22 protein-coding genes and 3 tRNA genes are annotated in these 21,922 nt (G+C 66.5%); 12 read left to right on the top strand and 13 right to left on the bottom strand.

Going from position 1 to position 21,922, the window contains the following annotated elements:
* The first annotated feature begins 175 nt into the window (after positions 1-175).
* From JO391_RS03865 to JO391_RS03830, 8 genes are all read left to right on the top strand, one after another.
* A complete protein-coding gene (locus tag JO391_RS03865; protein WP_220662879.1) occupies positions 176-1,498 on the top strand; it encodes an ABC transporter substrate-binding protein in 1,323 nt (440 codons plus the stop codon).
* Positions 1,499-1,576: 78 nt separating this feature from the next.
* Positions 1,577-2,524, top strand: coding sequence for a carbohydrate ABC transporter permease (locus JO391_RS03860; RefSeq protein ID WP_220662878.1), 948 nt, complete (start codon positions 1,577-1,579; stop codon positions 2,522-2,524).
* Positions 2,521-3,462 (top strand): carbohydrate ABC transporter permease, encoded by a 942-nt coding sequence (locus JO391_RS03855; protein WP_220662877.1) that lies wholly within the window; start codon positions 2,521-2,523, stop codon positions 3,460-3,462. The genes JO391_RS03860 and JO391_RS03855 overlap by 4 nt, the downstream gene beginning before the upstream one ends.
* The gene (locus JO391_RS03850) at positions 3,459-3,647 is read left to right on the top strand and encodes a hypothetical protein (RefSeq protein WP_220662876.1); all 189 of its coding nucleotides are present in this window, start codon (positions 3,459-3,461) and stop codon (positions 3,645-3,647) included. Before JO391_RS03855 ends, JO391_RS03850 begins: the two co-directional genes overlap by 4 nt.
* A gap of 5 nt (positions 3,648-3,652) precedes the next feature.
* Complete coding sequence (locus tag JO391_RS03845; RefSeq protein ID WP_220662875.1) at positions 3,653-4,018, top strand: bleomycin resistance protein; 366 nt, start codon at positions 3,653-3,655, stop codon at positions 4,016-4,018.
* Complete coding sequence (locus tag JO391_RS03840; RefSeq protein ID WP_220662874.1) at positions 4,011-5,108, top strand: ABC transporter ATP-binding protein; 1,098 nt, start codon at positions 4,011-4,013, stop codon at positions 5,106-5,108. Before JO391_RS03845 ends, JO391_RS03840 begins: the two co-directional genes overlap by 8 nt.
* A complete protein-coding gene (locus JO391_RS03835) occupies positions 5,101-6,096 on the top strand; it encodes an ABC transporter ATP-binding protein (protein ID WP_220662873.1) in 996 nt (331 codons plus the stop codon). Before JO391_RS03840 ends, JO391_RS03835 begins: the two co-directional genes overlap by 8 nt.
* A 12-nt stretch (positions 6,097-6,108) precedes the next feature.
* A complete protein-coding gene (locus tag JO391_RS03830) occupies positions 6,109-7,731 on the top strand; it encodes a dihydroxyacetone kinase subunit DhaK (protein ID WP_220662872.1) in 1,623 nt (540 codons plus the stop codon).
* A 6-nt stretch (positions 7,732-7,737) separates the two neighbouring features.
* Here JO391_RS03830 and JO391_RS03825 read toward each other — a convergent pair.
* Positions 7,738-7,814, bottom strand: a tRNA-His gene (locus JO391_RS03825).
* A gap of 109 nt (positions 7,815-7,923) precedes the next feature.
* Between JO391_RS03825 and JO391_RS03820 the strand changes: the two genes are divergently transcribed.
* Positions 7,924-8,148, top strand: coding sequence for a DUF6324 family protein (locus JO391_RS03820; protein ID WP_220662871.1), 225 nt, complete (start codon positions 7,924-7,926; stop codon positions 8,146-8,148).
* On the opposite strand, the gene JO391_RS03815 is transcribed toward JO391_RS03820, so the two are convergent.
* The 8 genes from JO391_RS03815 to JO391_RS03780 all read right to left on the bottom strand — a co-directional run bounded on the left by JO391_RS03815 (position 8,135) and on the right by JO391_RS03780 (position 13,311).
* The gene (locus JO391_RS03815; RefSeq protein WP_220662870.1) at positions 8,135-8,614 is read right to left on the bottom strand and encodes an MmcB family DNA repair protein; all 480 of its coding nucleotides are present in this window, start codon (positions 8,612-8,614) and stop codon (positions 8,135-8,137) included. The genes JO391_RS03820 and JO391_RS03815 overlap by 14 nt on opposite strands.
* Before the next feature lie 322 nt (positions 8,615-8,936).
* Complete coding sequence (locus tag JO391_RS03810) at positions 8,937-9,266, bottom strand: hypothetical protein (protein WP_220662869.1); 330 nt, start codon at positions 9,264-9,266, stop codon at positions 8,937-8,939.
* Between the two features lie 96 nt (positions 9,267-9,362).
* On the bottom strand, positions 9,363-9,752 hold the full coding sequence (locus tag JO391_RS03805) for an META domain-containing protein (protein ID WP_220662868.1): 390 nt from the start codon (positions 9,750-9,752) through the stop codon (positions 9,363-9,365).
* A 263-nt stretch (positions 9,753-10,015) separates the two neighbouring features.
* Complete coding sequence (nusB, locus tag JO391_RS03800) at positions 10,016-10,477, bottom strand: transcription antitermination factor NusB (protein ID WP_220662867.1); 462 nt, start codon at positions 10,475-10,477, stop codon at positions 10,016-10,018.
* Complete coding sequence (locus JO391_RS03795; protein WP_220662866.1) at positions 10,474-10,974, bottom strand: 6,7-dimethyl-8-ribityllumazine synthase; 501 nt, start codon at positions 10,972-10,974, stop codon at positions 10,474-10,476. Before JO391_RS03795 ends, nusB begins: the two co-directional genes overlap by 4 nt.
* Positions 10,975-10,977: 3 nt before the next feature.
* On the bottom strand, positions 10,978-12,072 hold the full coding sequence (gene ribB, locus JO391_RS03790; protein ID WP_220662865.1) for a 3,4-dihydroxy-2-butanone-4-phosphate synthase: 1,095 nt from the start codon (positions 12,070-12,072) through the stop codon (positions 10,978-10,980).
* 70 nt (positions 12,073-12,142) lie between these two features.
* Positions 12,143-12,712, bottom strand: a complete 570-nt coding sequence (locus JO391_RS03785; RefSeq protein ID WP_220662864.1) for a hypothetical protein — start codon at positions 12,710-12,712, stop codon at positions 12,143-12,145.
* Positions 12,709-13,311, bottom strand: coding sequence for a riboflavin synthase (locus tag JO391_RS03780; RefSeq protein WP_220662863.1), 603 nt, complete (start codon positions 13,309-13,311; stop codon positions 12,709-12,711). The genes JO391_RS03785 and JO391_RS03780 overlap by 4 nt, the downstream gene beginning before the upstream one ends.
* Positions 13,312-13,499: 188 nt before the next feature.
* Between JO391_RS03780 and JO391_RS03775 the strand changes: the two genes are divergently transcribed.
* The 3 genes from JO391_RS03775 to JO391_RS03765 all read left to right on the top strand — a co-directional run bounded on the left by JO391_RS03775 (position 13,500) and on the right by JO391_RS03765 (position 18,085).
* Positions 13,500-14,792 (top strand): capsule polysaccharide biogenesis protein, encoded by a 1,293-nt coding sequence (locus JO391_RS03775; protein ID WP_220662862.1) that lies wholly within the window; start codon positions 13,500-13,502, stop codon positions 14,790-14,792.
* 146 nt (positions 14,793-14,938) lie between these two features.
* Positions 14,939-16,030: a polysaccharide biosynthesis/export family protein gene (locus tag JO391_RS03770; protein ID WP_220664437.1), complete on the top strand. Its 1,092-nt coding sequence runs from the start codon at positions 14,939-14,941 to the stop codon at positions 16,028-16,030.
* 6 nt (positions 16,031-16,036) lie between these two features.
* Entirely contained in the window at positions 16,037-18,085 is a 2,049-nt protein-coding gene (locus JO391_RS03765) for a capsule polysaccharide biogenesis protein (protein ID WP_220662861.1), read from the top strand.
* Positions 18,086-18,120: 35 nt separating this feature from the next.
* Here JO391_RS03765 and JO391_RS03760 read toward each other — a convergent pair.
* The 4 genes from JO391_RS03760 to JO391_RS03745 all read right to left on the bottom strand — a co-directional run bounded on the left by JO391_RS03760 (position 18,121) and on the right by JO391_RS03745 (position 21,880).
* Positions 18,121-18,197 (bottom strand) — tRNA-Asp (locus tag JO391_RS03760).
* 31 nt (positions 18,198-18,228) lie between these two features.
* Positions 18,229-18,305 (bottom strand) — tRNA-Asp (locus JO391_RS03755).
* A 184-nt stretch (positions 18,306-18,489) separates the two neighbouring features.
* Complete coding sequence (locus tag JO391_RS03750) at positions 18,490-19,428, bottom strand: pirin family protein (RefSeq protein ID WP_220662860.1); 939 nt, start codon at positions 19,426-19,428, stop codon at positions 18,490-18,492.
* Positions 19,429-19,525: 97 nt separating this feature from the next.
* Positions 19,526-21,880, bottom strand: coding sequence for a Hint domain-containing protein (locus tag JO391_RS03745; protein ID WP_220662859.1), 2,355 nt, complete (start codon positions 21,878-21,880; stop codon positions 19,526-19,528).
* Between the last annotated feature and the right edge of the window lie 42 nt (positions 21,881-21,922).

The raw sequence follows: 21,922 nt of genomic DNA, 5'->3' as shown, positions 1-21,922 counted from the left end.
TGGCACAAATCTTATATTTTTCAATGATTTGCATCAGCCCAAAGGGCTTTGAATGTTTCTGAGGTACGTTCCTCATTTTTCCGTTTACAGACTCGGAAACCCGTGTCTAACCTTGGGGCAATGAAACGGGACGGCGGCGAGGAGGCCGCACGGACCTCAACTCGGGAGGAACCACATGAACCGGAAGACCCTCGCCGCGGGCACCGCGGCGGCGCTTGTCCTGGCCGCCGCAGGTGGCGCCAAGGCCGAAGACCTGACACTCTGCTGGGCCGCCTGGGACCCGGCGAATGCGCTGGTCGAACTGTCCAAGGACTTCACAGCACAGTCCGGCATCGGCATGAAATTCGAATTCGTGCCGTGGACCAACTTCGCCGACCGGATGCTGAACGAGCTGAACTCGGGCGGCAAGCTCTGCGACCTGATGATCGGCGACAGCCAGTGGATCGGCGCCGGGGCGGAAAGCGGCCACTATGTCAAGCTGAACGATTTCTTCGACGCCAACGGCATCAAGATGTCGGACTTCGTGGCGGCCACCGTGACAGGCTATTCCGAATGGCCCAAGGGCACGCCCAACTACTGGGCCCTGCCGGCCTTTGGCGATGTGGTGGGCTGGACCTACCGCAAGGACTGGTTCGAACGCCCTGATATCCAGGCCGCCTTCAAGGAAAAGACCGGCCGCGACCTGACCCCGCCGCAGACCTTCCCCGAACTCAAGGAAATCGCCGAGTTCTTCCAGGGCCGCGAGATCGACGGCAAGACCGTCTACGGCGCCTCGATCTACACCGAACGGGGCTCGGAAGGCATCACCATGGGCGTGATGGACGTGCTTTATTCCTACGGGTTCAAGTACGAGAACCCCGAAAAGCCGTATGACATGCAGGGCTATGTGAACTCGCCGGGGGCGGTTGAGGGGCTGGAATTCTACAAGTCACTGTACGACTGTTGCACCGCGCCGGGCGCATCGAACACCTACATGGGCGAAGGCATCGACGCCTACAAGTCGGGCCAGGTCGCGCTGCAGATGAACTTCGCCTTCACCTGGCCGGGCTTCGAATCCGACCCGAACGTGGGCGGCGGCAAGACGGGCTATCTGGTGAACCCGGCCGGCCCCACGGGCGAGCGCTTTGCCCAGCTTGGCGGCCAGGGCATCTCGGTCGTGTCCTATTCTGAAAAGCAGGACGCGGCGCTGCAATACATCAAGTGGTTCGCGCAGCCCGAAGTGCAGCAGAAGTGGTGGTCGATGGGCGGCTTCTCCTGCCTACGCTCGGTCGTGGAAGACCCTGCCTTTGCGGCCAGCCAGCCCTATGCGCAGACCTTCCTCGACTCGATGGCCATCGTGAAGGACTTCTGGGCCGAACCGGCCTATGCGACCCTGCTGCAGGACGCGCAGAAGCGGTTCCACGACTATGTGGTGGCCGGCAACGGTACGGCGCAAGAGGCGCTCGATGGCCTGGTCGAGGACTGGACCGTGACGTTCGAGGACGAAGGCAAGCTCTGACCTCGACGAACGGGGCGCGCCCGGGCCAAAATGGCGCGCCCCTCCCTGCCCCGGCCCGCAATGACCAGGACCCCCGACATGCCAGACACACCCATGGACCGCCTTGCGCGGGCCACGCCACAACAGTTGTCACGCCGTGTGCGCGGCCTGTCCGACCGGGCCATCGCCTGGGTCTTCGTGGCGCCGACGATCCTGCTTCTGCTGGCCATCAACATCTTCCCGCTGATCTGGACGATCCGGCTCAGCTTCACCAACTACGCGGCCAACAAGCCGAATGCCGAGGTCAAGTGGGTGGGCCTGCGCAATTACCAGCGCATCCTGACCGACCCGGATATCTGGGCCACGATGCAGGCCACCGCACATTTCCTGATCTGGACCATCGTGTTCCAGGTCATCCTCGGCTTCGGCCTCGCCTGGCTCATCAACCGCAAGTTCAAGGGCAACGACCTGCTGACCACGCTGATCGTGCTGCCCATGATGCTGTCGCCCGCCGTCGTGGGCAACTTCTGGACCTTCCTGTACGAACCGCAGATCGGGCTGTTCAACTATGCGGTCGAGGCGCTGACCGGCATCCCCGCCTCGTCGTTCACCATGCTGGGTTCGGTGCCGCTTGCGCCCTGGGCCATCGTGATCGTGGACACATGGATGTGGACGCCCTTCGTCATGCTGATCTGCCTCGCGGGGCTACGGTCGATCCCCGACTACATCTACGAGGCGGCCGAGGTGGACCGGGCCAGCAAGTGGCGCCAGTTCTGGACGATGACAGTGCCCATGGTGCTGCCCTTCCTGATGCTGGCCGTGCTGTTCCGCGGCATCGAGAATTTCAAGATGTTCGACCTGGTGGTGCAACTCACCGGCGGCGGCCCCGGTGACACGACCCTCCTGACCTCGATCGAGCTGAAGCGCGAGGCGTTCGAGAAGTGGCGGACGGGCTATTCCTCGGCCTATGCCATCATCCTTTTCGTGACGGTCTTCGGCCTCGCCTCGATCTACGTGAAGGCCCTGAACAAGGTGAAGGACAGATGAGCGCCGTTTCCATCACCGAACCGACCCGCCGGTCGAAATGGGTCGCCGGGATCCTGGTCGGACTCTACACGGTCATCACCCTGCTGCCGCTTCTGTGGATCATCTCCACCGGCTTCAAGACCGGGCCAGATTCGATCTCCTATCCGCCGAAGATCCTCTTCTCGCCCTCGCTGGAAGGCTATGTGAACCTGTTCACCACGCGAACCCGCGCCACGGCCGAACAACTGGCCACCATGCCCCCGCCCGAGAACTGGGTGGACGAGATCGTGCAACGCCGCGACGAGGTGATCATCGGGCCGTCCCGCTATGGCGAGCGGTTCATGAACTCGGTCATCATCGGCTTCGGCTCGACCTTCCTGTCGATCTTCCTGGGCACGCTGGCGGCCTATGCCTTCTCGCGCTTCCGGGTGCCGCTGAAGGACGACCTGATGTTCTTCATCCTGTCCACCCGCATGATGCCGCCCATTGCCGTGGCCATCCCGATCTTCCTGATGTTCCGACAGCTTGGCCTGTCGGACACGCATCTGGGCATGATCCTGCTTTACACGGGCGTGAACATCTCGCTGGCGGTCTGGCTGCTGAAGGGCTTCATCGACGAGATCCCGCGCGAATACGAGGAAGCGGCGCTGATCGACGGCTATACCCGGTTCCAGGCCTTCCGGAAGGTGGTTCTGCCCCAGGCGGCGACCGGCATCGCCAGTACCGCGATCTTCTGCCTGATCTTCGCCTGGAACGAATATGCCTTCGCGGTGCTTCTGACCTCGGGCAACGCCCAGACAGCGCCGCCCTTCATTCCGACGATCATCGGCGTCGGCGGCAAGGACTGGCCGGCGGTCGCCGCGGGCGCCACGCTGTTCCTGCTGCCGGTGATGATCTTCACCATCCTGCTGCGCAAGCACCTCTTGCGGGGCATCACCTTCGGAGCCGTCCGCAAATGACCGATTTCCTGTCCGGCCTTGCCCGTTTCCGCCGCGGCCCGTGGGAGATGCTGGCCTCATGCCTCATCGCGCTTGGCGTGGTCATGCTGATGCAGCCCTTCTTCCTTTGGGCCTTCACCTGGTCCTTCCTCGTCACGCTGACCGGCACAGTGATGTTCATCGTCACCAGCCATTTCCCCGAATGACCCCGATGCTGGAAAAGCTCTCCCCCATCCTGCCCTCGCGTGACATCGCCCGGACCGAAGCCTTCTGGCACGGCCTTGGCTTCGAGACCGAGTACATTGACGCGGACTACCTGCTGATGAAGCGCGAGGGGGCGGAAGTGCATTTCTTCGCCCACTCGACGCTGAACCCCGCGCAGAACGACCACGGTGCCTATCTGCGCCCCTCCGACATTCGCGCGCTCCATGCCGAATGGTCGGCGCTTGACCTGCCCGACCGCGGCATCCCGCGCTATGTCGCGCTGGAAGAGAAACCCTGGGGCATGGCGGAACTGGCCCTGATCGACCCGGACGGCAACCTTGTGCGCGCCGGGCAGGAGTTGCCCCTTGGCTGAGATCGTGATCCGCAACCTCCGCAAGGAATTCGGCAGCTTTACCGCCGTGAAGGGGTCCTCCTTCACCATCGGCGACGGCGAGTTCTTCATGCTGCTTGGCCCCTCGGGCTGCGGCAAGACCACCACGCTCCGCATGATCGCCGGGCTGGAACTGCCGACCTCGGGCGAAATCCTCATCGACGGCGAGGATGTCAGCCAGCGCCCCGCCAGCCAGCGCGACATCGCCTTCGTGTTCCAGATGTTCGCGCTCTACCCGCATCTGAACGTGCGCCGGAACATCGCCTATCCGCTTGTCTCGCAGGGCCTGCCCCGCGCGCAGGTCCAGGCCAAGGTGGCCGAGGTCTCGCGCATCCTCGGCATCGAGCATATCCTGGACAAGGGCGTGTCGGGCCTGTCGGGCGGCGACCGCCAGCGCGTGGCGCTTGGCCGGGCCATTGTGCGCAACCCCAAGGCCTTCATGATGGACGAACCGCTTGGCGCGCTGGATGCCGAGTTCCGCGAACACATGGCCGAGGAACTTCGCGCCCTCCATGACCGGATGCGTGCCACCACCGTCTACGTCACCCACGACCAGCTTGAGGCGATGCAGATGGGCGACAAGATCGTGGTGATGAACCACGGCGTCGTCGAACAGTTCGGCACCCCGCAGGAAATCTACGACCACCCCGCCACGCTCTTCGTGGCCGATTTCATCGGCTCGCCCTCGATGAACACGCTGCACTTCGAGGGCAGCTTCACGCGCGGCGATGCGCGCATCACCCTGGGCGGCATCGACATCGCCACGCCACAGCTGCGGGAAGAGGCGCTTGGCCGCAAGCTCGTCCTGGGGGTGCGGCCCGAACATGTGACGCTTTCCGACGACGGCGCCTATCGCGGCCGGATCGAGGCGGCGGAATACCTGGGCACCACGCAGATCATCACGCTGTCCACCCCGCACGGGGCGCTCAAGGCGCGTGTGCCCTCGGACCGGGTGGTGCGCACGGGCGATGCCGTCGGCCTGACCTTCCGCGCCGAGAGGCTGTCACTGTTCGATGCCGGCACAGGCCGCGCCTTCCGGACCAAGGCGAACGAGGGGGTGTTTCATGGCTGAAGTCGCCCTTTCGGGTCTGTCAAAGTCCTTCGGCGCAACACAGGCGCTGACGGATGTGACCATGACCATCCCCGACGGATCCTTCGTCGTGCTTCTGGGGCCCACCGGCGCCGGCAAGACCACGACGCTGCGCCTGATCGCCGGCCTCGACAGGCCCGATGCCGGCGACATCCGCATCGGCGGCGCCTCGGTGATGAACGACACACCGGCGCAGCGCGACGTGGCGATGGTGTTCCAGCAATACTCGCTTTACCCCCACCTCTCGGTTCGCGACAACCTCGCCTTCCCGCTGCGCTCGCCGGTCATCAACCTGCCGGAAACCCAGATCGCCGAACGCATCGCCCAGGTGGCCCAGGTCCTGCGCATCGCGCACAAGCTGGACAACAAGGCCACCCAGCTTTCCGGCGGAGAGATGCAGCGCGTCTCGATCGGCCGGGCGCTGGTGCGCAGCCCCCGCATCTACCTGATGGACGAGCCGCTGTCCTCGCTGGATGCGAAGCTCAGGGCCGAACTGCGGATCGAGCTGAAGCGCATCCACACCGACATGGGCGCCACGTTCCTTTATGTCACCCACGACCAGATCGAGGCGATGACCATGGCCAGCCATGTCGGCGTGCTGGATCACGGCCGCCTGGTGCAGTTCGGCACGCCGCGGCAAATCTACGAAGACCCGGTTTCCGCCCATGTCGCCACCCGGCTTGGCCAGCCGCGCATCAACCTTCTGCCCGCAGACCTTTTTCCGGGTGCGCCCGTTCGGGCCACCCAGATCGGCCTGCGCCCCGAGAACATCGAAGAGGGCGAGGGCCAGGAGGCCGAGGTGCTGCGCCTTGAACACCTGGGCGACCAGACCCGCCTGCACCTGCTGTTGAAGGGCCAGCCGCTTGTCACGCTTGCCGGGGCACACACCCGCCTCTCGCCCGGCGACCGCCTGTCCATCCGACCGCGCGCCCCCCTGTGGTTTGACGCCGAAGGTCAACGAATCCGCTGAAGGAGTCTCCCGATGAAACAGTTCATGAATGCCAAGGAAACCCTCGTCACCGAGGCGATCGACGGGCTTTTGCGGGTCTCGGGCGGTTCTCTCGCGCGGCTCGACGGCTATCCGCATATCCGGGTGGTGGTCCGCACCGACTGGGACAAGTCCAAGGTCGCCCTCGTCTCGGGCGGCGGATCGGGGCATGAACCCAGCCACGCTGGCTTTGTGGGGCGGGGGATGCTCACTGCCGCCGTCTGCGGCGATGTGTTTGCCTCGCCTTCCGTCGATGCCGTGCTGGCCGGGATCCTCGCCGTCACCGGCAAGGCGGGCTGCCTGCTGATCGTCAAGAACTACACCGGCGACCGGCTCAACTTCGGCCTTGCCGCCGAACGGGCGCGCGCCTTCGGGCTGAAGGTCAGCATGGTGATCGTCGATGACGACGTGGCCCTGCCCGACCTGCCACAGGCGCGCGGGGTGGCCGGCACGCTGTTCGTGCACAAGATCGCGGGCGCCCTGGCCGAACAGGGCGCCGACCTCGACACCATCACCGCCGCCGCCCGCCGGGTGATCAACGGGGCCATCTCCATCGGCATGAGCCTGGACACTTGCACCGTTCCCGGCAGCCCGAAAGAGGCGCGCATCGGCCCCGGCAAGGCCGAGCTTGGCCTTGGCATCCACGGCGAGGCCGGCGTGGAACAGGTAGAATTCGAAGGCGCCCGCGCTGCCATGGCCATGGTTGTGGAAAAGCTTTCGCCCCACACCGGTCCCGGCGCGCATGTGGCACTGCTGAACAACCTCGGCGGCGCCACGCCGCTGGAAATGAGCGTTCTGGCCGAGGAACTGGCGCGCTCCGCCCTGGCAGACCGGGTGCAATGGATCATCGGCCCCGCCGCCCTGATGACCTCGCTGGACATGCAGGGCTTCTCGGTCTCGCTCCTGCCCGTGACCGAAGCCGAAGTGGAACTGCTGGATGCGCCGGTCGGCCCCCATGCCTGGCCCGGCCTTGCCGCGCTGACCCCGGTGGCGGTGCGTCCCCTGCCAGATGGCCTTGCCCCCATCCAGCCCCTGCCATCGCCGCATCCCGCCCGCCGCGCCCTGATCGAAAGCTGCTGCGGAGCCCTGATCGCGGCGGAACGCGACCTGAACGCTCTGGACGCCAAATCCGGCGACGGCGACACCGGATCGACCCTGGCCGGCGCAGCCCGCGCCCTCAAAGCAGCGCTGGACCGGCTGCCGCTGGCCGACACCACCCAGCTTTATCGGGCAGTCGGCAACGAACTCAGCCAGACCATGGGCGGATCGTCGGGTGTGCTGCTGGCCATCTTCTTCGCCGCCGCCGGCGATGCCGCGGCCTCAGGCAAAAGCTGGATCGGCGCGCTTCAGGCCGGGCTGGACCGCGTCAGCCAGGTGGGCGGCGCCCATCCCGGCGACCGCACCATGATCGACGCGCTGGCCCCGGCACTCGCCGCCTTGCCCGACGGTCTGCCCAAGGCTGCCGCCGCTGCCCGTGCCGGCGCCGATGCCACCGCAAAGATGACCCGAGCCAAGGCCGGCCGTGCCAGCTATCTGTCGCGCGACAAGCTGGAAGGCCACAACGACCCCGGCGCCGAGGGCGTGGCGCGGCTCTTCGAACATCTGGCACAGGCATGAGGGGGATGGTACCGCCTCCCCGGCTCGAACGGGGGACCCCCAGATCCACAATCTGGTGCTCTAACCAACTGAGCTAAGGCGGCACTGGCGGCGATTTACCCACGCCCGCGCGGGATTGCAAGAGCCCTTCGGACCGCCCCTTGCCAGCGATGCGAGGGGAGGCTACCCGGTATGGGAATGTGGAGACGGGCCATGAGCATCAACAAGGAAAGCGACGTGGGCGGCGACCTGCAGATCGGGCCGACCGATCTGGGCATGGTGCGCATCTACCTCGCCGCCGACAACGGCAACGAGTTCGCGCTGGATTTCGACCCGGAAGAAGCCGAGGACATCGCCGAGGAACTTCGCGCCGCGGCCGAAGCGGCCCGCGCCATGGGCGCCAGGCCCGCGCCGAAGGGCAAGCCTAAACCCCGCTGATCCCGGCCGCCGGGTCGCGCAGGGCTTGCAAGCGCAGCGCCGCGTGGCGCGCGAACTTCTGCACCATCACCTTGCGCCGGGCCGGCGGCAGCGGCGTCTCGGGGCCCATGCGCATGATCTCGGCATCGTAGGAATCGGCCAGGATCAGGCCGGTATCTTCGGGCAGAAGCTCGGTCGGGAAGTCCTGGTCCACCGCCCAGAAGAACCGGTCGCACCAGTCCAGATAGCCGTGCCACTTGCGGTCGGACTGGAAATCCGCCCGGCCGGACTTGCACTCCACCACCCAAAGCTCGCCCTTGGGGCCAAGCGCCAGCACATCGACCCGAAGGCCAGTGGCCGGCACGAACTCTTCGATCACCGCGAAATCCAGGGCGCGCAGGTGCCGGCACACGCCGCGCGCCAGCCGCTGACCGGGCATTGTGGGCAGGCTGGCATCCGGGATGGGGTCAAGTGTCGTCTGCGTCATGCGGAAAATCATGATTCAAACGTGAACACCACGCAAGACCCATGCTTCCGGGCGCTTCCGCCCTTGGCGCCCTTCCCGTCAACGCCTATCTTGGAAGGTGGCGGGTGCTGCTCTTCGCGTGCGAGGCAACTTTTCCAGTGGCCGATAAGCAAGCGAACGGGGGCTGGCTCTGCCGGGATCCTGGTCCCGGTATCTGGTTCCCACCTGAGACCTCTGGCTCTCGGGAAAACCAAGCTCTCCACGGTCGCTGCGGGCCCGCCACCCTTTCCCGCAAATGAAAAGCGCCCCCGCAGGGGCGCCGATCCGACAGAGGCGCTTGGTGTCAGCGGCGGCGGGGGCCGACCAGACCCTTGCGCGCCACGGCTTCCTGCGCGACCGGCACCAGTTCGTCCGTCACGCGCACGCGGCGGCCACCGCGCGGCCCCTCGTCGCTTTCGGCCATGCGCATGATGGCGATGGCAAACTGGGCGCCCGAAAAGACGATGCCGTTGAACACGATGACCATCAGGGCGGCAAGCCAGCCCATGTTCGACCCAAGGATCAGATGCCGGAGCCCCGCCACATCCTGCCACATCATCATGGCCAGGAACACCGCCGAAAGGGCGAAGCCGATCAGGATGCTCTGGATGTAAAGGCGGATCAGCTTGGGCATGAGGTCTCTCCCGCGATTCCAAGAACCGGACAGACCGAACTTAGTGGTTCAGCAGCAAAGTGCCAGCCCAATCTTGCCGCAGTTGCGAAAAATGGCTCAGTTGCCCGCGGCAACGTAATGAAGTTTCACGCCGTTCACGGTCGACAGGTACAGATCCGGTCCGACCAGTTCGGCAGAAACAACGCCTTTCAGCACCGCAAAGTACTGGTGCTCCATCTCGAGCATCTGGCAGGTCATGCGGGTGGCGGCGACCTGGGTGACCTGGAAGGCCGGCAGAGCGCCCGCGGCTGTGCCGGAATACTGGTTGCAGGGCGCCTGGCCAGCAAAGGTGCCGGGGCCGGTCATGACCAGGGTCGCCCCCCCATAGAACGGCGCACGGTCAATGTCGGTCAGGGTCCAGGTGCCCTGATAGGCCGCCGGCACTTGCTGCGCCCATGCCGACCCCGCCAAAAGGACCGCTCCCGCCGCCAGACCCAGGTGCCGCATGACCGCCTCCCTCCCATCGCGTCGGGGCGCGCCCGACACGCCACGTTGTCCAGAACCGCAATCACGACCTTCGAAACCTTCCCCGCGGGGAAGGTGATCGCCGCAGACTCGACAGATCTCAGGATCGTTATCCTGCGGGGAGTCGTCAATGCGGTGCGTTCCGCCCCTATCATGCGGATCAGCGGGCGCGACACGGGGCCGTCCACCGCTGGCCGAACATGGTCCCGTTCACGATACGTGAAGGCACCGCACGGCCACCTCCGTCAGAACGCTTCCGGGCGCGCCTCCCGCGCCATGTGGTCGAGCACCGCGTTCACGAACTTGGATTCCTTCCCCGCGGGGAAGAAAGCCTTCGCAACCTCGACATATTCCACGATCGCCACCTTCGGAGGGGTCGGCAAGGCCACCAGTTCCGCCCCCGCCGCCCGGAACAGGGCACGCAGCACCGGGTCGATCCGGTCGATGGGCCATTTCGCCACCAGGGCACGGTCGGTCATCTGGTCGATCTTCGCCTGCCAGTTCACCGCGCCGTCCACCACCTGACGGAAGTGGTCCACGTCGCCGTCCAGAAACTCGCCTTCTTCGTAGGTCGCCCCGAACCGGTGCGACTCGAATTCCCGCGTCACGGCCTCGACGGTCTGGCCCGAGCTTTCCATCTGGAAAAGGGCCTGCACTGCATAGAGCCGCGAGGCCGATTTCCGTTGCTTCTTCTCGTCCGACTTCATGCGCGGAATCCGATCCCCTTGGTCTTTCCGGCCCATTTCCGCGACAAGGCAATCAGATGCAAGGCCGCCGCAGCGGCACCGCCGCCCTTGTCCTGCCCGGCAGGATCGGCCCGCACCACGGCCTGGTCCCGGTTTTCGACCGTGAGGATGCCGTTGCCGATGCAGGCGCCGCCCAGGCCCAGCATCATCAGCCCGCGCGAGCTGTCGTTGCAGACCGTGTCGTAATGCGTGGTTTCGCCCCGGATCACGCAGCCCAGGGCGACGTAGCCGTCAAAGTCGGCCATACGCCCGGCCAGGGCGATGGCCGGCGGGATTTCCAGAGCGCCCGGCACCTCGATCAACTCGACCTCGGCCCCTGCCTTTGCCGCCACCGCCCGCGCCCCGGCCACCAGGTCATCCGCGATGTCCTTGTAATAGGGCGCGACCACGATCAAGAGCTTGACCGGCTTGTCGAAGGACGGCAGGTCCAGCGTGTAGTGGGTCTCGGTTCCGGCCATGGTTCACTCCGCGATCGGGCGCGTGCCCGCGATGGTCAGGCCCCAGCCATCCAGCCCCACAGCGCGAGGGGCCTTCGAATTGGTGACAAGGGTAATCTCCGAAAGGCCGAGCGAGGCCAGGATTTCGGCCCCGAGGCCGTATTGGCGCAGCGTGTCGGGCGAATGCTCGCCGGGGGCGACCATCTTCATCGAGGTGTCGCGCAGCAGGACGACTACCCCCCGCCCCTCGGCCGCGATCAGCCGCATGGCCGCGGGCAGTTTGCCCCCTGCCCCGATGCCCAGGACGTCCTCCAGCGGGTTCAAGGCGTGCATTCGCACCAGCACCGGTCCCGGCGCGGTGAGGTCACCTTTCGTCAACACAACATGTTCATCGCCGCGCGCATCGTCGGCGAAGACGCGCATCAGCCAGTCGCCGCCATGGGTCGAGGTGACGTGGCTGACCGAGCGTTCCTTCACCAGCGCGTCGTGCCGGCGGCGATAGGCGATCAGGTCCGAGATCGTTCCGATCTTCAGCCCGTGCTTCTGGGCAAAGGCGATGAGGTCCGGCAGGCGGGCCATGGTCCCGTCGTCCTTCATCACTTCGCAGATCACGCCACTGGGGTTCAGGCCGGCAAGTCGGCTGACATCCACCGCGGCTTCGGTATGGCCGGCGCGGACCAGCACGCCGCCATCGCGAGCGCGCAGTGGGAAGATGTGGCCGGGCGAGGCGATGTCGGCTGCGCCCTTGGTCGGGTCGATCGCCACGCTGACGGTGCGCGCCCGGTCGGCGGCGGAGATTCCGGTGGCGATGCCTTCGACCGCTTCGATGGACAGGGTGAAGGCCGAGGAATGCCGCGAAGAGTTTTTGCGGTCCATCAGTTGCAGACCCAGTTGGTCCACCCGTGCCGCAGTCAGCGCAAGGCAGATCAGGCCACGTCCATGGGTGGCCATGAAATTGATCGCATTCGGCGTGCACATCTGGGCGGGAATGACCAGGTCACCCTCATTCTCGCGGTCCTCATGGTCCACCAGGATGAACATGCGCCCGTTGCGGGCATCCTCGATGATCTCCTCGACCGACGAGATCGCGTCGGCGAATTCGCTTTTCTCTGCGGTCATGGGCCCCTCCGCGCTGGTTGCCTTGCCCTTATCCCGTCAGGCCCGCGAAGGCCAGAGCCGAGGGAAACCCTCAACCGGCGAAGTAGCGCTCTGCCGGAAGCCAGCCGGCCAGCCGACCGGCCATCACCCAATCCCGTTCCAGCGAATGGTCGCCCACCAGGAGGACCCGGTCGCCGGGGATGCGGCCCAGGACATCGCGCAGGCGCGTGCGCGCCTCGGCAAAGCTGCCCAGAAGTGCCGGCGCGGGATGGGCGGCGTCCAACAGGCCATTGGCCGCCGCAAGAACCGCCTCAGGGCGCGCGGCTTGTGCAAGGGCGATGCGACCGCAGGCTGTCATGGCCGCCAGCCGTGCCGCGCGGTCGCCCGGCAAAGGCATGGGCGGGGCAAGCCGCAGGGCGTTCTGCGAAAAAAGGAAAGCCACGATGTCATGTCCGGTAGAGGCCCGGACCCCGGCATAGGTCTTGTAGTCAAGCCCAAGCTCGGCCGCCCGCTTCACGCGCAGGCGGACCACCTCGATGGGCAAGGTCGGCAGGAGCCGTTCGCGCGCCTGGGTCCAGCAATGGCGGCGCCAGCTGACGCCGGTCTCCATCGAGGGGCCGCCGTTGTGGCCGGGGCCGGCATGGGCCGGACCGGCGGTCATGCCCATTCCCTCAGCCGGGCGACATAACGCGCCATCGTGTCGACCTCGAGGTTCACGGCATCGCCCAGGGCCACCGCGCCCCAGGTCGTCACCTTGCGGGTATGCGGGATGAAGTTGATTCCGAAGTCGCAGCCTTCGACCTCGTTCACCGTAAGCGAAGTGCCGTTCAATGCCACCGAGCCCTTGGGCGCGATGAACTTTGCGAGCGCCTTTGGCGCGCGGAAGGTCACGCGCAGGCTGTCGCCTTCGGGCCGCAGCGCGACGACCTCTGCCACACCATCGACATGGCCCGAGACGATGTGGCCGCCCAGTTCATCCCCCACGCGCAAGGCGCGTTCCAGGTTGATGCGCTTGCCCAGGTGCCAGCCGTTGTGGCCAATGTTGGTCTTGGAGACCGTCTCCGCCGAAATCTGCACGTCGAACCAACCGCGCGGCGCGGTGCCGGTGTCCACCACCGTCAGGCAGACCCCGTCGCAAGCGATCGAGGCGCCGATGTCGATGCCGGACACGTCATAGGCGGTGGCGATGCGGGCGCGAAGGTCGCCTTGCTGGTCCAGCGCGCTGATCTCGCCCATGTCGGTCACGATCCCGGTGAACATCGCCGTCTCCTTCTTTGGTGGTTCCGAGGTAGCCCTGCCGGGCGTGTCAGGCAAGCCCCAGGCCTGTGCCGGTTCCGCCGCGCCTTGGTCAAAATTGCGCCCAGCAGCTCGGCAAGACTGGCCCCCGCGTGCCCCGCCGCGCTATCCGTTGCAGGAAGGAGGTCCGGCCAGGCCGGAACAGCATAACGATGCAGCCACTTTCCGGCACGGGCCGCCGCATGTTGTTCCTTCAGGGGCCGCATGGCCCCTTCTTCAAACGCCTGGCCCGCATGCTGCGCGCATCGGGGGCCGAGGTCTGGCGCGTTGGCTTCAACCATGGCGACGAGGTGCTTTGGGGCGACAAGGCAAGCTTCATTCCCTGGTCCGGGAGCGGCGAGGATTGGCCAGAACGATTTGCGCAGCTGATCGACGAGTACCGGCTGACCGACATCGTGCTTTACGGCGATACCCGGCCGGTCCATGCGCAGGCCGTCGCCGTGGCGCGCGCGCGGGGGCTGACGGTGCATGTCTTCGAGGAAGGCTATCTGCGGCCCCATTGGGTGACCTATGAACGCGGCGGATCGAACGGCCATTCGCGGCTGATGCAGCTGAGCGTACCGGAAATGCGGGCGGCGCTGGAAAAGTCCGACATGGACCTGCCCGATGCGCCGGCCCGGTGGGGCGACATGCGCCAGCACATGTTCTGGGGCGCCTTCTACCATTTCTGCGTGATGCTGGGCACGCGCCGCTATCCGGGTTTCCGGCCGCACCGGTCGCTGACCGTGGGCCAGGAGTTCCACCTGTACCTGCGGCGCCTGGCACTGCTGCCCTTTCATTCGCTTGAACGCCGTGCGGCGACGTTCCGTATCCGGCATGGCGGATTTCCCTATCATCTGGTGCTGTTACAGCTGGAACATGACGCGAGCTTCCAGAAGCATTCGCCCTTTCGCAGCCTGACCGATTTCATCGAAGTGACGATGGATGGCTTTGCCAGGGGAGCGCCGCCGCATCATCACCTGGTCTTCAAGGCGCATCCGCTGGAGGATGGCCGCTCGCCGGTGAAGGCCACGATCCGCCGGCTGGCAGAGCGTCACGGTGTGGCCGACCGGGTGCATTTCGTGCGGGGCGGCAAGCTCGCGGTGCTGTTGAACCATGCCCGGTCTGCCGTGACCGTCAATTCCACGGCAGCGCAGCAGGTGCTTTGGCGCGGACTTCCGTTGAAGACATTCGGGGCCGCCGTCTATGGCAAGCCCGAGTTCGTCTCGCCCCAGCCTCTGCCCGAATTCTTTGCCCATCCGTCCCGTCCGGACAGCCGCGCCTATCGCGACTACCGGCATTATCTGCTGGAAACGAGCCAGATCCCCGGCGGTTTCTATTCGCTGCGGGGGCGCCGCCAGTTGTTGCGGCAAGTGGTGGACATGATGCTGGCCCCCGAGGATCCCTATGATGCGCTGGTGTCGGGAAACGCGGCGCCGCGGCAACACTTGCGGGCAGTGAACTGACCATTCGGCCACGGTCTTGCACGAACGTCTTTCTTTTCAGGCCCTCGTTCATTAGTCTGACAAGCAAAACTTGAGGCATCTCCAGTCAAGGAGCCCGGGCAGTGACGATCGACAAAGGCAGAAGGGCCAGCTTGCTGGTCCTTGGAATGGGATTCGTATCGTTGGCGGGCTGTGGCCTGCCGCGATCGGGCCCGACCAAATCGGAAATCTTTGCGGGCTCCGTGCTCCAGGAAGGCGATGCCTTCGTGGTAAGCGTGAACAGCCGTGTGACGCGGGCAACGGCAGTGACGCCGGCTTTCGGCTTTTCCTCCGGCTTCCGCAATGCGGGTGTCATGGGGTCCGACACCATTGCCGCGGGCGACCGGCTGTCGATCACCGTGTTCGAGAACGTCAAGGACGACCCGCTGCTTGGCAACACCGGCCAGCGCGTGACCCCTCTGGAAGAGGTGCAGGTTGACGGCCAGGGGTTCATCTTCATTCCCTATGCGGGACGCATCAAGGCCGCGGGCCAGACGCCCGAAGGGCTGCGCGACGCCATCACCCGCAAGCTGGACACGCAGACCCCGGACCCTCAGGTCACGGTGACACGGCTGGCCGGGGACGGATCGACGGTGTCGGTGTCCGGTTCGGTCGCGGCGCAGGGGGTCTATCCCATCGAACGGCCGACGCGCACACTGACGGCGATGATCGCCAAGGCCGGCGGCGTGGCCATCGAGCCCGAGGCGGCGCTGGTCCGGGTGACGCGTGGCAATTCGTCGGGCCAGGTCTGGCTGACCGACCTTTATGCCAATCCGAAGAACGATATCCCGCTGCGGCCGGGCGACCAGATCGTCGTGGAACGGGACACCCGCGCCTTCACCGCGCTTGGCGCCACAGGGTCGCAGACCCGCGTGCCCTTCGAGACGCAGACGCTGTCGGCGGTAGAAGCCATCGCCTCGGTCGGCGGGCTGAATACCAACTGGGCCGACCCGACCGGCGTTTTCGTGCTGCGGAACGAGCCGGCAGAAATTGCCAACGAGGTCCTCGGCCGCAGCGACCTGCGCGGCGATCAGCGGATGATCTATGTGCTGGACCTGACGCAGCCGACAGGGATGTTCGAGGCGCGCGATTTCCTGGTGCGCGACGGCGATACGCTGCTGGTCACCGAGGCGCCTTACACGCAATGGACAAAGGCCCTGGCCGCCATCAACGGCACGGCCTCCGGTGCGGCCGCCATCGACACGCTTGCCGGCGGCTGAGCCGTCTTGGCGCCGCAGCCTGATCCGAAACCCGCCGCCGGAGAAGGAATTCCCCGGCGGCTTCGCTTTCTGAACCTGGGCTTCCTGCGCCAGGCACGGCTGCGCCGCATCCTGGAACTCGCGGGCCACGATCTGCGCCTGGGCCTGCCGGCGCCTGGCGATGGAGTGGTGGTCTGGGGGCGGTCGCCTTATGCCGCGCGCGGCGAGCGCGCGGCGGCGGCAAGGGATGCGCCGCTTGTGCGGATCGAAGATGCCTTCCTGCGGTCGGTCAAGCCGGGACGAAGCGGCGCGCCGCCGCTTGGGCTGATGCTGGACCCGGTGGGGGTGCATTTCGACAGCGCGGCGCCCTCGCGGCTGGAGCAGTTGCTGGCCAGGCATCCCCTTGACGAGACGCCACTTCTTGCGCGCGCGCGCGATGGCATCGCCCGCCTGCGCGCAGCGCAGTTGTCGAAGTACAACCTTCATGATCCGGCCCTGCCCCCGCCTGCGCCGGGCTATGTGCTGGTCGTGGACCAGACGCGCGGCGATGCCTCGATCCGGCATGGCGCGGCGTCGGAGGCCACCTTCCGCGAGATGTTGGCGCGCGCCCTGGATGACCATCCGGGCGCGCGCATCGTCATCCGGGCGCATCCCGAAACCACGGCAGGACATCGCCCTGGCCATTTCGGGCCGGCGGACGCCCAGGGGCGCGTCAGCCTGCTGACCGATCCCGTCTCGCCCTGGTCGCTGCTGGATGGCGCAATCGCGGTTTATACGGCGACCTCGCAGCTTGGGTTCGAGGCCATCCTGGCCGGCCACAGGCCAAGGGTCTTTGGCCAGCCCTTCTATGCCGGATGGGGCCTGACCGCAGATGAACAACCCCTGCCGCGCCGTGGCCGCCGGCTGACACCCGTGCAACTGTTTGCGGCGGCGATGATCCTGTCCCCGGTCTGGTACGACCCGTGCCGTGACCGGCTGTGCAACTTTGAAGAGGCGGTGGATCAGCTGGAGGCTGAGACTCGCGCTTTCCGCGAGGACCGGCACGGCCATGTCGCCATGGGAATGCGGCTTTGGAAGCGGTCCACGCTGCAGCAGGTCTTTGGGCGCGAGCGCAGGCTGGTGTTTGATGACAAGCCTTGGTCGGCCCTTGCCCGCGCGCAGAAGGATGGCCGGGGTCTGCTGGTCTGGGCCGGCAAGGAACCGCCGGGCCTGACGGGCCCCATGCCCATTCGCCGTGTCGAGGACGGGTTCCTGCGGTCCCGCGGGCTTGGGGCCGAGCTGGTGCCCCCCCTTTCGCTGGTCGCCGACGACCTTGGCATCTACTACGACCCCTCGCGCGAGAGCCGGCTGGAACGGCTTGTGGCGGTGCCCCTGCCCGAGCACGCGCGCCTGCGTGCGGCCCGGCTGAGGGCGCGGTTGGTTGGCGCGGGTGTGACGAAGTACAATCTTGGCCCCGGGCGGTTCGACCTGCCGGAAGGCCACCGCATTTTGGTGCCTGGTCAGGTGGAAGACGACGCTTCGATCCGGCTTGGAGCGGGAACGGTGCGCAGCAATCTGGACCTCTTGCGCGCGGTGCGGGCGGCCAATCCGGAGGCCGTCATTCTCTGGCGGCCGCATCCGGATGTGCTGGCGGGTCTGCGGCCCGGAACCGTGGCCGAGTCCGACCTTGCAGGACTTGCGGATGCGACGGTGGCGGGCGGCAGCCCCGCGGACTTGCTGGCACAGGTGCAGGAGGTCTGGACGATCACCTCGACCCTGGGCTTCGAGGCGCTGCTGCGCGGGGTGACGGTGACCTGTCTTGGCCTGCCCTTCTATGCGGGCTGGGGCCTGACCCGCGAAGTGATGCCGGCGCCGCTGCGGCGGCTGGCCGTGCGGGGCGTGGACCTCGACCGGATGACGCATGCGGCGCTGATCGCCTATCCGCGCTATACCGACCCCGTCAGCGGCTTGCCCTGCCCACCTGAGGTTGCGCTGGAACGGCTTGCCACGGGCGCGATTCCACGTCCCGGCGCGGGCCTGCGGATCCTGTCAAAGCTGCAGGGCGTGATGGCCAGCCGGGCGCAACTCTGGCGCTGAGACTGAACTGACGTTTCCTGAAAATGAAAAATGACTGGCGCGGTTGACGGGGCTCGAACCCGCGACCCCCGGCGTGACAGGCCGGTACTCTAACCGACTGAGCTACAACCGCGCTGGTCTTTCACGTTCGGAGCGGGCGGTGATGGCGCGGTTGACGGGGCTCGAACCCGCGACCCCCGGCGTGACAGGCCGGTACTCTAACCAACTGAGCTACAACCGCGTATCCACCATCCGGGCCCGCCCGAACGTGTGGGGGGTATTACGGGGGGCGGCGCGCGGCGTCAAGGGTGGAATGGCGTACATGTGGGGCCGCCAATCGGTTCCCTGAAGGCGCAGCGCCGCCTATGACCGGGGGCGACCGCTGGCGCCCACATCCACTGGGCCGAAACGGCCAGGCACGTCGCTCAACGCTCTGGTGCGGGGATGAACTCGCCGTCGTCACCAGGCGGCAGGCTGAACCGGCCATGCGCCCAATCGCCCGCGCGCCAGGCTTCCTTGGCGGCTTCGATGCGTTCCCTGGACGAGGCGACGAAGTTCCACCAGATGTAGCGCGGCCCGTCCATCGTGGCGCCACCCAGCAACATCACGCGGGCGCCCTCGGCACCGGCCTTCAACGAGATCCGGTCGCCAGGGCGGAAGACCAGCATATGCCCCGGCCCGAAGACCTGGCCCGACACAGTGATTTCGCCCTTCAGCACATAGGCGCCGCGGTCTTCGTGGTCATCCGGCAGGGGAATGGCCGCGCCCGGAGCCAGTTCGGCATCGGCATAGAACACCTCGACCGGCATGGGCATCGGCATGGCCTCGCCCCAGGCATTGCCGAGGATCAACCTAACGGTCTTGCCCTCGCCCTCGAGCACCGGCAGCTGCGACGCGCCGGCATGGACGAAGCCAGCCGGGTCATCCTCGCGGTCCTTCGGCAAGGCCAGCCAGGTCTGCAGGCCGAACATCGACTGCGGCGCGCGGCGCGCTTCGCCATCGGTGCGTTCGGAATGGGTGATGCCCTGGCCGGCCAGCATCCAGTTCACTGCGCCCGGTTCGATCCACTGGTCGGTGCCAAGGCTGTCGCGGTGATGCAGGCGGCCCTTCAGCAAATAGGTGACGGTTCCGAGGCCGATGTGCGGATGCGGACGCACGTCGATCCCTTCGCCTGTCAGGAACTCTGCCGGACCCATCTGGTCGAAGAAGATGAAGGGGCCGACCATCTGGCGCTGTGCCGAGGGCAGCGCGCGGCGCACCTCGAACCCACCCAGGTCGCGCGCCCGGGGGACGATGACCGCCTCGATGGCATCGACGGCATCACCGATCGGAATCGTGGGGTCCAGAATGGGGTTCCAGCTCATGGCGCTTGCTCCTGCTTTGGCTGCAAGATAGCGCAATGACCCGCCGATTGCGCCGGGCACGGGCGCAGAGACACCCTGCACCCGTGCACAGCCGGTGTCAGCCGTGGCGCAGGATCCGCGCCTCATGCCCCTTCAGCGAGCGGCGCGCGCTGGCATAGGCAGCGCGGCCGGCGCGTTCCCGCAGTTCGGGGAAGATGGAATAGATCTCCTGCCGCTGATCCTCGCCCATGCCGCTCATGGATTGGTCGCCGGGCTGGAAGCTTTCCGACCATGCCCCATCGGAAAGGACCACCTCGTGCCGGTCGCAGAGGAAGTGGACATAAGTGGTGCGAAGCGGGTTGATCTGCTGGATCGACGCGCCGTTCACCAGATGCTTGGCGGCGGCGAGCACTTCATGTTCGCCGAACCACAGTTCGGTGCGCATGCCCGACATCAGCATCCGGTGGTTGGGGCTGACCACCATGTCGCGTTCGGGCACATTCTCGCCGAAGGCGCCGCGGCGGATCAGTACCGGCCGCAGGTCGGGGTTCTGCGCCAGGTCCACCGCGCCAAGGCTGCGCCGACCGATCCAGCGGATTTCCTGGAAGCCGTTGTCGCGCGTCAGGACGCGGTCGCCTTCGGACAATTCCTCGACCGGCAGGCGGCCATGTTCGGTGGCGATCAGGGTGCCCGGCGTAAAGCAGGGCACCATCTCGATGTTCTGGAACTCGATCGTGCCGGTGACGTTCCCGTTCGAGTCGAGGATTTCGATCCGGCCGTCCCAGCCGTTGCCGTCGCTGTCGGGCACGCGGACGATGCGGTAGTTCGCGATGCCGGTCAGGTCGATGATGTCTTGGTCGCCATCGACATTGCCGCCGTAAATCGTGTCGCCGGCTTGGGCGTAGATCGTGTCGTTGCCGGCGCCGCCGGTGATGATCGAGTTGCCGCCGCTGTAGATGGCGTCGGCCCCTGCCCCGCCCAGGATTGTATCGCCCGAACCGCCATAGATGCTGTCGTTGTCGTCGCCCCCGTCCAGGAGGTCCGCGCCAGCGCCGCCGTGAAGGGAGTCGCTTCCCGCGCCGCCATAGACGCTGTCGAGGCCGTCGCCCCCGTAGAGCAGATCGTTGCCGGCATCGCCGGACAAAGTGTCGTTGCCGATCCCGCCGAGGATCGTGTCGGTGTCAGCCCCCCCGGACAGGCTGTCGTTGCCGTCGCCGCCGTCGATGCTGTCATTTCCGGCATCGCCCGACACGGTGTCGTTGCCGGTTCCGCCGGCGATGGAGTCGTTGCCCGAACCGCCCGAGATAAGGTCGGCATCGGTGCCACCGTCGATCGTGTCGTTTCCGGCATCGCCACCGATGGTGTCGGCACCCGAACCGCCAAGGATCTGGTCATTGTCGTCGCCGCCATAGAGCGAGTCGCCACCGGCAAGACCCGAGATCGTGTCATTGCCGCCGTCGCCGTAGAAGACGTTGGTGTAGATGTCGCCGCCAGTCGTCGCCTCGCCATCGAAGCCGGTCAGCGAATCGGCGAAGGCCGAGCCGATCACACCGTCGACACCGCCGCCATTCACGTCGCCCGCGGCTTCACCGCCAGAAAAGACGTTGGTGCTCAGGTTGACAGTGACTGCGCCCGTCGAGTTCGAGTAGTCGACCATGTCGAGCCCCGAACCACCATAGAAGGTGTCGTTGCCCAGGCCGCCGCGCATGGTGTCGTTGCCCGCGCCGGCATCAAGGTTGTCCGCACCGTCACCGCCATCCAGCGAGTCGTTCCCGTCCCCGGCGTAGAGCGAGTCGTTGCCGGCACCGCCGACCAGGGTGTCATCGCCCGCATCGCCCGTGATGAAATCAGCGTCTGCGCCGCCATCGATGCTGTCCGCGCCGTCGCCACCGTAGAGCGTGTCGAGACCGGCCCCGCCCAGCATCGTGTCATTGCCGGCGCCACCGCCGAGGAGGTCGTTCTCTGTGCCGCCGTCGAGGCTGTCGTTGCCGTCGCCCCCGTAAAGCGTGTCGACCCCGACGCCGCCAAGAAGCGTGTCATTGCCAAGGCCGCCGTCCAGGCTGTCTGCACCGTCGTCGCCCGTCAGGCTGTCGGCATCGTCGCCGCCGAAGAGCGAGTCGTTGCCAGTGCCGCCTGTCAGCGTGTCGAGGCCCGCTTCACCATACACCTGGTCATTCGCAGCGCCGCCGTCGAGAACGTCGTTGCCAGCGCCGCCAAGCAGCGTGTCGGCATCGTCCTCCCCGCGCAATGTGTCGTTGCCGGCCCCGCCCTCCAGCGAGTCGGTACCGGTTCCGCCCCCGATCGTATCGTTGCCATCGCCGCCATAGAGCCGGTCATTGCCGGATCCGCCGTACACGGAGTCATCGCCGCCACCGCCGTACAGACTGTCGGCGCCGCCATTGCCGGAAATGCTGTCAGCCGAGTCGCCCCCGAAGTAGGTGTTGTTGAAGTTGTTGCCGTTGTAGGTTGCCATACCGAAATGCCCTGGTCCTGCCGGCGGACAGACTGCCCCCGG

This window comes from Neotabrizicola shimadae, assembly GCF_019623905.1.
Lineage (GTDB): Bacteria > Pseudomonadota > Alphaproteobacteria > Rhodobacterales > Rhodobacteraceae > Neotabrizicola > Neotabrizicola shimadae.
This window is presented reverse-complemented; position numbering and strand designations above follow the sequence as displayed.

Bases quoted from the DNA above. Each gene is read 5' to 3' on its own strand.
- JO391_RS03865 (WP_220662879.1), top strand. From the start codon at position 176: ATGAACCGGAAGACCCTCGCCGCGGGCACCGCGGCGGCGCTTGTCCTG.
- JO391_RS03860 (WP_220662878.1), top strand. From the start codon at position 1,577: ATGCCAGACACACCCATGGACCGCCTTGCGCGGGCCACGCCACAACAG.
- JO391_RS03855 (WP_220662877.1), top strand. From the start codon at position 2,521: ATGAGCGCCGTTTCCATCACCGAACCGACCCGCCGGTCGAAATGGGTC.
- JO391_RS03850 (WP_220662876.1), top strand. From the start codon at position 3,459: ATGACCGATTTCCTGTCCGGCCTTGCCCGTTTCCGCCGCGGCCCGTGG.
- JO391_RS03845 (WP_220662875.1), top strand. From the start codon at position 3,653: ATGCTGGAAAAGCTCTCCCCCATCCTGCCCTCGCGTGACATCGCCCGG.
- JO391_RS03835 (WP_220662873.1), top strand. From the start codon at position 5,101: ATGGCTGAAGTCGCCCTTTCGGGTCTGTCAAAGTCCTTCGGCGCAACA.
- JO391_RS03830 (WP_220662872.1), top strand. From the start codon at position 6,109: ATGAAACAGTTCATGAATGCCAAGGAAACCCTCGTCACCGAGGCGATC.
- JO391_RS03820 (WP_220662871.1), top strand. From the start codon at position 7,924: ATGAGCATCAACAAGGAAAGCGACGTGGGCGGCGACCTGCAGATCGGG.
- JO391_RS03815 (WP_220662870.1), bottom strand. From the start codon at position 8,614: ATGACGCAGACGACACTTGACCCCATCCCGGATGCCAGCCTGCCCACA.
- JO391_RS03810 (WP_220662869.1), bottom strand. From the start codon at position 9,266: ATGCCCAAGCTGATCCGCCTTTACATCCAGAGCATCCTGATCGGCTTC.
- JO391_RS03805 (WP_220662868.1), bottom strand. From the start codon at position 9,752: ATGCGGCACCTGGGTCTGGCGGCGGGAGCGGTCCTTTTGGCGGGGTCG.
- nusB (WP_220662867.1), bottom strand. From the start codon at position 10,477: ATGAAGTCGGACGAGAAGAAGCAACGGAAATCGGCCTCGCGGCTCTAT.
- JO391_RS03795 (WP_220662866.1), bottom strand. From the start codon at position 10,974: ATGGCCGGAACCGAGACCCACTACACGCTGGACCTGCCGTCCTTCGAC.
- ribB (WP_220662865.1), bottom strand. From the start codon at position 12,072: ATGACCGCAGAGAAAAGCGAATTCGCCGACGCGATCTCGTCGGTCGAG.
- JO391_RS03785 (WP_220662864.1), bottom strand. From the start codon at position 12,712: ATGACCGCCGGTCCGGCCCATGCCGGCCCCGGCCACAACGGCGGCCCC.
- JO391_RS03780 (WP_220662863.1), bottom strand. From the start codon at position 13,311: ATGTTCACCGGGATCGTGACCGACATGGGCGAGATCAGCGCGCTGGAC.
- JO391_RS03775 (WP_220662862.1), top strand. From the start codon at position 13,500: ATGCAGCCACTTTCCGGCACGGGCCGCCGCATGTTGTTCCTTCAGGGG.
- JO391_RS03770 (WP_220664437.1), top strand. From the start codon at position 14,939: ATGGGATTCGTATCGTTGGCGGGCTGTGGCCTGCCGCGATCGGGCCCG.
- JO391_RS03750 (WP_220662860.1), bottom strand. From the start codon at position 19,428: ATGAGCTGGAACCCCATTCTGGACCCCACGATTCCGATCGGTGATGCC.
- JO391_RS03745 (WP_220662859.1), bottom strand. From the start codon at position 21,880: ATGGCAACCTACAACGGCAACAACTTCAACAACACCTACTTCGGGGGC.